This window comes from Muriicola sp., assembly GCF_049669965.1.
In the GTDB taxonomy this organism is placed as follows: domain Bacteria; phylum Bacteroidota; class Bacteroidia; order Flavobacteriales; family Flavobacteriaceae; genus Muriicola.
Window position 1 is genome coordinate 1 of sequence record NZ_JBATLB010000301.1, and the last position, 12903, is coordinate 12903.

Below are 12903 nucleotides of genomic sequence, written 5' to 3' on the forward strand. Positions count from 1 at the left end.
GCTTCGGCAGTACGTTTTGCATTTAATATCCCGGCGCAACTCAATTGGTATCCGACCAATGCTTGGTTTGTGTTGATTGTTTTGGCCGTGGGTATTGTAGTGGTTTCCATTGCACTTTATGGTTTTAATGCCGTTTCTGAATTTTCGGGCCTCTGTGCACCTTGGCTTTTTGTCATGTTTACAAGTGGCGCCATGGTGCTCCTCCCCGCTTTGTCTTTGGATGTTTTGGGTAAAACGGTACCGGCAGGGTGGGCCGATTTTATCACCCTCGGCGACCAGAGGATTTGGACAGGCATCAGCAGCGATGGAGCTCCGGGCATCGGCTTGGTCGAGGTCATCGGCTTTGGCTGGGCCGCCAATACCATCACCCATTTCGGATTGGTCGATATGGCCCTCTTGCGTTTTGCCAAAAAGAAAAACTACGCATACGCCTCCAGTACCGGCATGATGTTCGGCCACTACGTGGCATGGATTGCTGCCGGAATCATGGGTGCCGGGGCCGCAGTTATCTTGGGAAAATCCATCGTAGAACTCGATCCGGGCGATGTGGCCTATTACGCCCTCGGTTGGTCCGGATTTGTGATTGTGATCGTAGCGGGTTGGACGACCGCGATTACCAATCTGTATAGAGCAGGTTTGGCCGCGCAAGCGATTTTCTACAATCATTCCCGAAAGTTAACGACGATTGTGGTCGGTGTGGTCACCGTTGTCATCGCCTGTTTCCCCTTTGTGTTTTCACAAATATTGCCGCTACTCACCGATGCGGGGCTGCTGGTCGTTCCTGTTGGGGCGATTGTGTTCGCAGAACATCAGCTATTCCCTAGAATTGGCTATACGCGCTACTGGTCTTCTTACCGCAAGCTGACCTTTAGTATGCCTGCCGTTGCCTCTTGGGGCTTGGGCTTGGTCTTCGGTTTTGGACTGCAAGCTTTAGATGTGATTTCCTTCTTTTACCTGTTTATCCCCACTTGGTTTTTTACCATCGTGGTGTACACTTTATTCGCTTCCCGTTATGGGGCGAAGCAAAAGTATCCTGAGGAAGCCAAAGAAGAGGAAGTTCGAAATGAGGCCATCGAACGCTTTCAAGAACAGCAAGCAAAAGAGGAGCCTGTTATTTCCAAGGATGTTTCTTTTTTCTCCAACGGATTAAAATTCGTCGCCATTTCAGCTTTGGTCGCTACTTTAGTTTTGGCCTTTAATGTGCTATTCGGAAGTGCTTCGGAAGCAATTTATATCAAAAATCGGGAACTCTTTTACACCTACGCATTCGTATGTACCATCATTTATTTCGTGTTGGCCTATTGGGCGCTAAAACGCGGGAAATCTAATACCACAGCATAAACATGGAAATTCCAATACAAATCAATCAAGAAAATTTGGCAGCAATAGGAAGTCGTATGCCCGTGCCGACCTATTCGCGTATTGTGGATAACATAGAAATCGTACATATCGGCGTCGGTGGATTCCACCGCGCGCACCTGGCCTACTACCTACACAAACTCAAAATTGGCGGCGAGGCCTCCTCGCTTTGTGGGATTGGTTTACGTGAGGCGGATACCAAACTGCAAGATATTTTCAAAAAGCAAGACCACCTCTATACCCTGATGGTCAAACACCCTGACGGTACAATCGAACCCGAAGTAATCGGATCCATCGTCGATTTTAAAATGGGCACTACGGACCCCGAACCCGTAATCGCTCAAATGGCGAATGCCGATACGAGAATAGTCTCTTTGACCATTACCGAAGGAGGTTACAATTTCAATCCCACTACGGGCGAATTCAATTTTGATAACCCGGACATTCAACACGAACTACAAAACCCGCAAGAACCGAAAACCGTTTATGGTTTTCTAACGGCGGCCCTTAAAAGACGGCACGATGCAGGATTGTCTGCTTTTACCATTTTGGTTTGCGATAATATAGAACATAACGGAGATATGATGCGTAAAATGCTTGGGACCTTTGCCGAAGCACAAGATGCAGACTTGGCCAAATGGATAGCCCAAGAAGTCTGCTTTCCCAATAGCATGGTAGATCGTATTACGCCTGTGACTACGCAAGCGGATATCGAAACCTTGGCAGAAGACTTTGGTGTACACGATGCCTGGCCCGTTACTTGCGAACCCTTTATACAATGGGTGGTAGAGGATAAATTCTCCAATGGGCGCCCTGCTTTTGAAAAGGTCGGTGTACAATTCGTACCCGACGTGGGGCCGTATGAAAAAATGAAACTGCGCCTGCTCAATGCCGGGCATTCCGTTTTGGGACTTTTAGGGGCCCTGCACGGCCATCCTACCATCAATGCCTGTGTAGAAGATGAACTCTTTGCCGCCTATTTACGAGCCTTTCTAGACGAAGAAGCCACGACCGTTTTAGGAATAATTGAGGGCATTGATTTATCGGACTACAAAGACAGTCTGCTCGAACGTTTTGCCAACCCCAATATCAAGGACAGCGTCAGCCGTATTTGCGCGGAAAGTTCTGCCAAATTACCCAAGTTTTTGATTCCTACAATTCATGAGAATTTAGCGACGGGGGGAAGTATCAAATTTGCAACATTGGTTATTGCCGTCTGGTGCTATTATAGTGATAAAGGAATGGATAGAAATGGGCATCCATTTAAAATTACTGATGCCATGGGCACCGACCTACATCTAACAGCCAAACAGACCACAAACGACCCATTGGCTTTTGTAAGACAAGAATCTCTTTTTGGTAATCTTGCAAAAAATGAGCGGTTTATAAAATTATACTCGGATACAGTTGGGAAAATCTACAAAGATCCCAATATCAAAAAGCATATGAGGGATATGATGTAGAAAAATAAGTTGTACATATTTCTAATATGTTCACTTTAAGTTATTTAACTCTTGAAGAACAAAAGTAAATCAGAATTAATGGACTATACTATAGTTCGCGGCGAAATAAAGGCTGGTCATGGTGTTGCCTCTGGAAAAGGCAAAGATGAGCGATATCCGGAAGGAACCTTAAAACAACAGTTTCAACATTTTCTGGAACGAGGTCTCGATTTGAGCGACTATTTCATGGGGACTATCAATTTAGATATTTCACCTTGCTCCTATAAAATAAAGAAGCCAAAATATTTTTTTAAGAATATTGATTGGTCGGAACATATTCCTCCGGAGAATTTTTATTTTTTTGATGTAACCCTGTTTTATAAGGATAAAACCTATAAAGGTTTGGTGTATATGCCCGATCCAGAAACCAAAGAAGATCATGTTCAAATACCGAATATGCTTGAACTGATCCTTCCAAAAATAAAGGGCCTGGAATATGGTCTTATGGTAGATATAGCGCTTAAAAAAGAACAACTTGCCATTATCGCCAATTGACCAATGGAAAACCAACCACTCACAAACTGATTTTTAAAAATAGGGGTGTGGTTTTGAAAAATAACAGTACCACTAGACTATATATGCCTAAGAGTAATACTGGTTTCGGTTTCTTTCTATTTCATAAATCCAACTATGAAATTTAATTTCAATCAGTCCCTTAAAACCAACATTTTAAGGAACGCTCTTTTTGTACTCAAAACCCGATCTCTTAAATTACTTTCAGTAAAAACAACCAATTCAACACTTTTTTAAAATACTTCGAAACCATAATTGTCAAACATTTATTTCAATAACTAATAATTATTAAAATAATAGTAATACTCACGTTAGGCACATTTAAGAATGTTGCTAAACATACTATAGTTCAGCAGGTGGGTTAATTTTTATTGAATCTTGCAGGTATATTAAAAAAACTTAGGGAAAACCCTAGCTTATACAATCACGTAGTTTACCTGATTCATAGCACTTCTCTTTTCAACATCTTGCACCATCACATTTTTAACAACTAGAATCATGAAACAATTGAATTTCATAACTAGAGGAATAATTCTCATTGTAACAATTTCTTGCTCGAATAATGGTATTATAATAGCAGATCCTATTATTGGCACCTGGAAACCAGTAAAAGAAGTTGGTTTTGTAATCGATGGCACACCAGTGTCTATTGAGAGTACGCCCTGTGAGCAAACCAGCAGGTATATTTTGACTGCTAATGGCAACTTTACATACTCAGAATTTCATGAGGAAACAGGTGGGGGTTGCGTACCCGATGAAAGTTATATCATAGATGGGACTTGGGCAAAACTCCCAACGGGACAATATCAATTCGACTTTAATTATTTCAATGCCCAAACCCAGCAAACTGAAAGCGATTCACAAACACCTGATAAGGTAACCTTCTCTAATAACAATAGTACCATGCGCATCATTGAACTAGTCGATGAAGGTGAAGAATATATTGAGTATGTCAGGGTAAATTAAAAAATGAATACCACACATTTAAATTAAAAAATCATGAAAAAGCTATTCATTTACTTATTGGTAATCACCTTATTTTCTTGTAGTAAAGATGACGCCGAAATAATTCAAGAACCAGTAAAAAGCAGTGCCAAACAAATTACCAGTTTTGTGTTTAAAGCAGTTAATAATGAAGCAATTACCGAAGATGTTACTGCTATACTAAATGAAACCAACAAGACAATTACTGCAACAGTTGCCAATGGTACTGATGTCAAATCGTTAACACCTACTATAGTAGTTTCTGACAAAGCTGCTGTTAATGAATCTGGGGCAAAGGATTTTTCAGCTCCAGTTGATTATACCATTACTGCCGAAGACGGTACAAAAACAACTTATAAAGTAACGGTTGGTATCGCACTTAACAGCGCAAAACAAATTTTAAGTTTTGCATTTAAAATAGAGGATAATGAACTCTATGGTGATGATACGGTAACCGCAACAATCAATGAAGCAAATAAAACCATAACGGCTACGGTTTCATATAGTGCCAATGCAACATTATTGACACCAAGTATTGAAGTTTCTCCAGATGCTTCTGTTAGTCCGGATATAGCTCAAGATTTTAGCACTCCTGTGGTCTATACCGTTACCGCTGAAGATGGTTCTACTGCAGATTATCAAGTGACATTGGAAATTTCGTTTACCGATAGAGATGCCTTGATTGCAATTTATAATGCGAACCCGAATAATACACTCAGTTGGAATTTACAGGATAAAGATATTGCTAATTGGTCGGGAATAGTTATGGATGTTGAGGATAATGTTGTTGAATTAAGACTTAATAATCAGAACCTAGACATTTTGCCGTTGGAAATTGGCCAACTGTCAAACCTCCAGAGGTTAAATTTAAATAATAACCACTTTGTCACAATTCCCTCAGAAATAGGACAATTAAAAATTTTAGAAGATTTAATAATATTCAACAATCAACTAGTTTCAATCCCTGCAACTATCGGAGAACTTTCAGAATTAACCTATTTACAATTGACTTCCAATGAGTTAACTTTCCTGCCGGAGGAAATTGGAAAACTCTCAAATCTTCAGGAATTAGAGTTAGATGGAAATGAATTAACTACAATACCTGCTTCTATCGGTGAACTTTCAAATTTAGAAAATATATACTTGTATAGAAATAAGCTGACTTCTCTTCCTCCTGAAATTGGAGATTTAACCAGCTTAACTACTATATATCTTAGTGAGAATGAACTAACCTCAATACCGAAAGAAATAGGTGGCCTAGCAAATCTTACAGGGCTGGATCTTGAAAACAACAAACTTGCCAGTATTCCTACCGAATTAGAGCAACTTGAGAGCCTAACGTATCTAAACCTAGAAAACAATCATCTAACTACAATACCGAAGGAAATTGGCAATCTCCCTAGGATAACTGGTCTATACCTAAGTGAAAATGAACTTACCTCTATACCTAAAGAAATAGGTAACCTTACAAGTCTTACAAGATTGTATTTAACAACAAACTTGTTGACCAGCATTCCTCAAGAAGTTTGTGATTTAGAAAACACTGGAACAGAAATACAACTGGACCCGGATGTAAAGTGCGAATAAAAAAAGAAAACTTAAACCTATAAAAATGAAAAAGCAATTTATTTATTTGTTGGTATTTACATTAGCAATCACTTCGTTTTCTTGTAGTAAAGATGATGGTGAAACTATTCAAGAACCCATTAAAAGCAGTGCGAAGCAAATTACTGGTTTTGTTTTTAAAGCCAGCGAAAATAATGCGCTAACCTCAGATGTCACAGCGGTCATAAACGAGCAAAGTAAAACCATAAGTGCGGCAGTGCCTGGTGGAACCACTATTACCTCTTTGACACCTACCGTACAGCTTTCGGCAAAAGCTATTGTGGATCAAACCGGAGCTAAAGATTTTTCGTCACCTATTGACTATTCCGTTACGGCCGAAGATGGTACAACCGCTGTTTATAAAATTACAGTTTCCATTGCCCCAAATAGTGCCAAACAAATACTCAGTTTTTCATTTACAAAAGAGGATAATGAGCTGTATGGCGACGAAACTGTCACGGCAACCATTGATGAGGTCAACAAAAACATTACGGCAACGGTTTCTTATAGTGCCAATGCATCATTATTACTACCAAGTATTGAAGTTTCTCCAGATGCTTCTGTTAGTCCAGATGTTGTTCAGGATTTTAGCGGTCCTGTGGTCTATACCGTTACCGCTGAAGATGGCTCTACTGCAGATTATCAAGTGACATTGGAAATTACGTTTACGGACAGGGATGCCTTGATTGCAATTTATAATGCAAACACTGACAATACCTTAGGTTGGGATTTGAATGACCCCAACATTGCTAATTGGAGTGGTGTTCAATTGGATAATGAAGGTAGAGTGCGTGTAATGCAAATGAGTTCAAAACAGCTCACGGTATTGCCATCAGAAATTGGGAAGCTTTCGCAGTTGGCAACTTTATTTGTAAACAATAATGAACTTACTGATTTGCCTCTACTAATTAAGGAATTATCAAACTTAAAAGTCTTGTATATAAACAACAATGATTTCCCCACTATTCCAGAGGTAGTTTGGACACTTTCAAACCTAGAGTTGTTGGCGCTTAGCGGTTTAAATCTTTCATCATTGTCTCCAGGAATAAGTAGCCTTTCCCAGTTAAAAACATTGTATTTAGGAAATAATAATCTTACGGCAATACCTGATCAAATAACAGACCTTGTCAATCTTCGTACATTGTCACTGATTGACAATAGTATTAGTATTGTTCCTTCCTTTATTTCTAATCTTACAGCATTACAAAACTTAGATTTAGCAAACAACGAAGTACGAAGTATAAGCGGCACTATTGGGTTGCTTACTAACCTAGAACAATTATCATTTAAAAATAACGATTTAGTTTCTGTACCTCTTGAAATAAAAAACTTAACAAACCTAACGGTTCTAGACCTAACATTAAATCCTGGTTTGTTTGCCATTTCCCAATCAATATGCGAACTGATAAACACGGGTACCGATGTTAGATTGGATAGTCAGACTACATGTCAATAAATGATTACAAAAATGAAAAGCATTATAATCTTATATATAGGCATTATTTTTTTGCCATTGTGTGAAATACAAACTTTGTATGCTCAAGAAACAGGCAAAATAGACTACCCAGACCTAGGTATTTCTTTTCATGTACCTGAAGGTTGGGAGGGTAATAAAGTAGCATCGGGCTTTGCCATTACATCTTCAAAAACAGAAGGTGTGATACTAATAATCACCCATGATATACAGAGCATCCAAGAAATGGAAATAGAAGCCAAAAACGACTTTCAAATTGGGGAAAACACCCTTCTTAAACCTATAAATAGCGTGGAGAAAATTTCCGAGAATACTATTGCCGGTATATATGAAGGTGTCATAGACGCAAAACCTTCCAAGGCCCTAATTGTAGGAATGGCAAACCCGTATGGGTACGGATTAACGATATTATGCGCTGCAAGCTCAAGCGCCTATTCCAATGATCTTCAAAACACTGGACTTTGGGTAACTGCATCCGTGAATTTTTATGAAACACAAAACCAAACCCCTGTTGTGACATCACACGAAAAGCCTTCTCAATGGGGCGAACTGTTAAAAAACTGCCGCTTAACCTATATGGAATCTTATAATTCCTCCGGGGGCGGTTATGGCAAAAAAATTACCATAGATTTATGTGCCCAAGGGTATTTTAACCACTCCGCATATAATAGCATGGGAATGGATATCACTGGTGCCAGTGCCGGTTATGGGAGCAACAATAAGGGAACAGGGCAATGGACGACCTTCGTAAACAGCTATGAGCAAGAGGTTCTGGAACTTAACTTTTACAACGGGGAGGTTTATGAGTATATTGTAACTATAGATGAAGAGGATAAAACCTATCTAAATGGCGATCGCTATTTTAGAGTATATGATGGGGATTATGGGCCTGATTGTTATTAATTAGTATTTCGAAAATTGAATTCTCACATTTAAATTTCAAAAAATGCAGCATTCTCGAGTTGTTCTTCTATTATTTTTATTTTTTGAGATAACTAGTGGAGTAGCTCAAAATAAGGAATTGGATAGTCTTTTAAGCGTAATAAAAACATCGGATAATGTTTCTAATATTGCTGCTGCACACTCCAGAGTAGCATGGTTAACGGCATATAGCAACTTAATTTCAGCCAAAAAACATTTAGACTCTTCCTTTATTATTTATAACAGTCTAAAAGATGAACATGCTATTGCACGAGTGCATTATAAATATGCAGCTTTTAATAGGGTCTCTGGAGATTATAAAGAAGCATTAAATCATTTAGAACTTTATATTAAATATGCAGAAACCCAAAAGTTACTTGGAGGTCTTGCCGATGCCTCTTATCAAAAAGGAGTTATACATAGTTTGCAAGGTGATTATCAACAAAGTTTAAAAGAATATTACAGCGCTCTTACTTTTTATGAGTCAGAAAAACAAAACATAAATATTGCAAATACCCTTAATAGTATTGGAATTGTTTACAGAAACTTAAAAAAATATTCGGAAGCTGAAATTAGTTATAAGAGGGCAATTGCTATTCAAGAAAGTAATAACGACTGGAATAATTTATCAAATTCATATGGTAATTTGGGGAACCTTTTTGATGAACAAGGGAAGTATAATGATGCCTTATTATATTACAATAAGGCATTGGCAATAGATGTAAAAACGAATAATAATTGGGGTATCGCAATGAATTATCAGAGTTTGGGAGCAACTCATAATAAAAAGGACGAATATAAAAAAGCCATTTCATATTTAAATATGGCTTATGAAATTCAATTAAAAAATGATTATAAAAATGAGCTTGGTGGTACACTATCTAATCTAGGTTATTCCTATCTTAATATAGAAGACCTTGACAAAAGCGAAAATCTCTTAACCGCTGCATTAAGGTATACTAAAAATTCAAAAACCTTGAACCGAGAAATACATGCCACCTTACTTAACTTATATACAAAGAAAAATAACTTCAAACAAGCACTTTTCCATTATGATAAAACAATATTATACAAGGATAGTATTTTTAATGAAGATAACTTAAAGGGTATAAATGCTTTGCAAATTCAATACGAAACTGAAAAAAAAGACAATGAGATAGCCTTACAAAAGCTTCAATTACAAGAACAAGAAAATGACATCCTAATAAAGAAAAATCAATATAACCTAGCCTTAGGTGGAGGTGGTTTTTTATTGTTAGGTAGTTTAGGTCTTTGGTTGTTTTACAGGCAACGACAAAAAATAAAGAACAATGAAATATTGGCAATTCAAAGCCAACAGGAAGTTGTAAAATTAGAAGCATTAATAGATGGAGAGGAAAAAGAACGAAACAGACTGGCACAAGACCTTCATGATGGTATTAATGGAGATCTTGCAGTTATAAAGTATAAGATAAGCTCCATTGAACCCGATAAATTTTCAAAAAAGGAAAAGGTATTTTATAATGAGGCCATAAGTATGTTAGACAATGCAGTAGAACAAGTGCGCAGAATATCACACAATCTTGCCCCTCCCTCGCTGCATAATTTTGATTTGATAGAGGCCATTCAACAGTTCTGCTCAAAGCAGAATGCTTCAAATTCAGTTAATATCAGTTTTCAATATTTTGGAAATAGATTGGCATTAAAAAAAGAAATCGAAACGGCTATTTATCGCATCATTCAAGAGCTCCTTAATAATATTATTAAGCATGCGAATGCCACTGAAGCCTTAGTTCAATTAAACAATCATGGTGATAAACTCATTATTACCGTTGAGGATAACGGAGAAGGATTTGACACGAATTCTCCGGGGAACGGAATTGGGTTGCAAAATATAAAATCACGAGTCAATTTTTTAAAAGCGAACCTGGATATCAATTCAAGTAAAAAAGGAACTACATTCTGTATCGAAATCGATCTAAAAAAAAGAATAAAAAATGATTAAAGTAGCGATTTGTGATGATCATAATATGGTGCTAAGAGGTATAGAAACGATGCTGGAAGACACTGAAAGTATTACAATCATTGCAACCTATAGCTTAGGAAAACAGCTTTTGGAGGATATTGAAGGTAATGTGCCGAATGTATTATTATTGGATATTAATTTACCCGACAGCAACGGATTAGATATATGCAAAGAACTAACTAAAAAATATCCTGACCTATCGATTATAGCATTGTCGAACTATAGTGAAACTGGGTTCATTAAAAATATGCTTAGAAATGGAGCAAATGGATATTTACTAAAAAATACTGATAAACAAGATTTAATACTTGCAATTACTACCGTAAATAAGGGTGAGACCTATCTGCCAAGAAATATTCAGGATATTTTGCTTAATGATAGTATCGGTAATCCTTCTCAAGTATCTTTTATTCCCAAACTGACAAGGCGTGAAAAGGAAGTGTTGAACTTGATTTCGAATGAGCATACCAATCAAGAAATTGCAGAACTACTTTTTATAAGTACCAAAACCGTAGAAAGCCATCGTAATAACCTGATTCAAAAATTGGGTGTACGTAATACCGCTGGGCTAATTAGGGTAGCCCTTGAAAAAGGTTTGTTAGGCTAGTTCAAAAATATTATGGCTGTCCATTTTCGTGAATTTCACATTTTCATAATTTCTTACTAGGGTTTACCCGGACTTCAAAAAACACATATTTTACCTGATGTTTATCAGGGAGATTAACGGCAACTTGTAGTTGTTAATTCCTAAATAAATATCCGATGAAAACATTTTTTAAAATTAGTCTTTTAACCGTATTAACTGCTTTTTTGTTCTTTGCATGTTCCAAAGATGAAGATGAACCAGACCCACAACCTATTCCAAAGGCCACACTTAGTTCTATGAGCCCCAATCAGGGAATTAAGGAAACAGAAGTGACCATAAGCGGAACCAATTTTGGCACCGATAAATCAAAGATCCAGGTACTTTTTAATACTACCGAAGCTCCTGTACAGTCAGTAACCAATACGCAAATAAAGGTCTTGGCCCCTAGTAATGGTAGTACAGGTGCAATAAAGGTTTCTGTTTATGGTACCATTGTTACAGGGCCAGTATTTACGTATCTACAGCCTACTTTAAGCAGTATAAGTCCTGAAAGTGCCAAAAAAGGCACGGAAATAACCTTTATTGGAGGTAATTTTGGTACTGATGCTTCTAAAATAAAAGTATTTTTTACTGACCGTTCCATGAACAACCCAAATGAGTCCGAAGCCGTTATTGAGTCTGTTTCCAATACAGAGGTGGTGGTGGTTGTACCAGAGCAAACCATGACAGGCAATGTTAGAATGGAAGTGGATGGTACTCAGTTGGCCGGACCTGAATTTACACTTTTAGAGCTCACATTAACCGATTATTTTCCCAAAAGTGGTACGGTTGGAACCGAAGTAACGCTGACAGGAAATACTTTTGGTACGGACCCAACCAAAATACAGGTACTTTTCAGTGGTATTGAAGCAACAATACAATCATTGACAGATATAGAAATTAAAGTATTGGTGCCCGAAGGAGCAACTACTGGGGACCTCAATATCATTACAGAAGATGAGGGACTCGGTGTGCCGTTTACGGTTCTTCCTGGGATTGCATCAATTAGTCCTGAAAGCGGTATTAAAGAATCGGAAGTCACAATAAATGGTAATAGCTTTGGAACCAACATTGCTTCGGTGGAAGTGTATTTTAATGGTAAAGAAGCAGAAGTGCTATCTGTCAATGATACACAAATAAATGTAAAAGTGCCAGTAAAAGCATTTACAGGTTTGGTCAAAGTAATTATCAATGGCACTGAATTAATAGGCCCTATTTTTACCTATATCGTATCCGAAATTGAAGTTTCTGTTTTTGCCGGAAGCGGCATTATAGGATTTGCAGATGGAATAGGTACCGCTGCTCAATTTCGATCACCGCAAGGGATTGCCATTGACGATCTAGGTGACCTATATGTAGCAGATACCGAAAACTACATTTTACGAAAAATCACCCCAAATGGAGATGTTTCTACTTTAGCCGGAGTTGGCGGAGAACTTGGCGATATAGACGGTACAGGCTCAGAAGCAAGATTTAGGAGTGTGAATGCTATAGTGTTTAACTCATCGGGTGATATGATAGTATCGGATAATAGCAACCATAAAATTAAAAAAGTATCCACAGCTGGTATTGTTACCAATTTTGCAGGAAGTGGCTCGAACAGTTCTACGAATGGGCCTGCATTGAGTGCAACATTTCAACAAACCTCTGGCGTTGCTATAGACAGCGAAGGCAATGTATATGTCGTTGAGATCAACAATCATAGTATACGTAAAATAAGTGTTAGCGGAGAAGTAAGCCTTTATGCCGGAGGCACACAGTCCGGAACTGCAGACGGTAACGGTACAGATGCAAGATTTAACAACCCATACGGAATTGCCATAGACAAAGAAGATAATTTATATATAACCGATAGTTCCGTTGGTTTAATACGTAAAATAGCGCCTAATGGTGATGTTACCACACTTGCTGGAAG

At 38.0% G+C, this 12903-nt stretch carries 10 protein-coding genes; all 10 read left to right on the plus strand.

Annotated elements, in window-relative coordinates; translation table 11 throughout:
* A partial coding sequence (locus tag WBM49_RS14675; RefSeq protein ID WP_424372795.1) for a hypothetical protein occupies window positions 1-1341 on the plus strand: 1341 nt, incomplete at its 5' end.
* 83 nt (window positions 1342-1424) lie between these two features.
* Window positions 1425-2822: a mannitol dehydrogenase family protein gene (locus WBM49_RS14680; protein WP_424372796.1), complete on the plus strand. Its 1398-nt coding sequence runs from the start codon at window positions 1425-1427 to the stop codon at window positions 2820-2822.
* A 78-nt stretch (window positions 2823-2900) separates the two neighbouring features.
* Window positions 2901-3356, plus strand: a complete 456-nt coding sequence (locus tag WBM49_RS14685; RefSeq protein ID WP_424372797.1) for a hypothetical protein — start codon at window positions 2901-2903, stop codon at window positions 3354-3356.
* Between the two features lie 525 nt (window positions 3357-3881).
* Complete coding sequence (locus WBM49_RS14690) at window positions 3882-4340, plus strand: lipocalin family protein (RefSeq protein WP_424372798.1); 459 nt, start codon at window positions 3882-3884, stop codon at window positions 4338-4340.
* Between the two features lie 33 nt (window positions 4341-4373).
* A complete protein-coding gene (locus WBM49_RS14695) occupies window positions 4374-5945 on the plus strand; it encodes a leucine-rich repeat domain-containing protein (RefSeq protein WP_424372799.1) in 1572 nt (523 codons plus the stop codon).
* Between the two features lie 25 nt (window positions 5946-5970).
* Complete coding sequence (locus tag WBM49_RS14700) at window positions 5971-7419, plus strand: leucine-rich repeat domain-containing protein (RefSeq protein WP_424372800.1); 1449 nt, start codon at window positions 5971-5973, stop codon at window positions 7417-7419.
* A gap of 12 nt (window positions 7420-7431) precedes the next feature.
* A complete protein-coding gene (locus WBM49_RS14705) occupies window positions 7432-8340 on the plus strand; it encodes a hypothetical protein (RefSeq protein ID WP_424372801.1) in 909 nt (302 codons plus the stop codon).
* A 43-nt stretch (window positions 8341-8383) separates the two neighbouring features.
* Entirely contained in the window at window positions 8384-10342 is a 1959-nt protein-coding gene (locus WBM49_RS14710; protein ID WP_424372802.1) for a tetratricopeptide repeat protein, read from the plus strand.
* The gene (locus WBM49_RS14715; protein WP_424372803.1) at window positions 10335-10970 is read left to right on the plus strand and encodes a response regulator; all 636 of its coding nucleotides are present in this window, start codon (window positions 10335-10337) and stop codon (window positions 10968-10970) included. Before WBM49_RS14710 ends, WBM49_RS14715 begins: the two co-directional genes overlap by 8 nt.
* A 155-nt stretch (window positions 10971-11125) precedes the next feature.
* The coding region (locus WBM49_RS14720) for an IPT/TIG domain-containing protein (RefSeq protein WP_424372804.1) at window positions 11126-12903 on the plus strand (1778 nt) is incomplete at its 3' end.

Coding starts and splice junctions, on each gene's coding strand:
- WBM49_RS14710 (WP_424372802.1), top strand. CDS start 8,384: ATGCAGCATTCTCGAGTTGTTCTTCTATTATTTTTATTTTTTGAGATA.
- WBM49_RS14695 (WP_424372799.1), top strand. CDS start 4,374: ATGAAAAAGCTATTCATTTACTTATTGGTAATCACCTTATTTTCTTGT.
- WBM49_RS14705 (WP_424372801.1), top strand. CDS start 7,432: ATGAAAAGCATTATAATCTTATATATAGGCATTATTTTTTTGCCATTG.
- WBM49_RS14685 (WP_424372797.1), top strand. CDS start 2,901: ATGGACTATACTATAGTTCGCGGCGAAATAAAGGCTGGTCATGGTGTT.
- WBM49_RS14715 (WP_424372803.1), top strand. CDS start 10,335: ATGATTAAAGTAGCGATTTGTGATGATCATAATATGGTGCTAAGAGGT.
- WBM49_RS14700 (WP_424372800.1), top strand. CDS start 5,971: ATGAAAAAGCAATTTATTTATTTGTTGGTATTTACATTAGCAATCACT.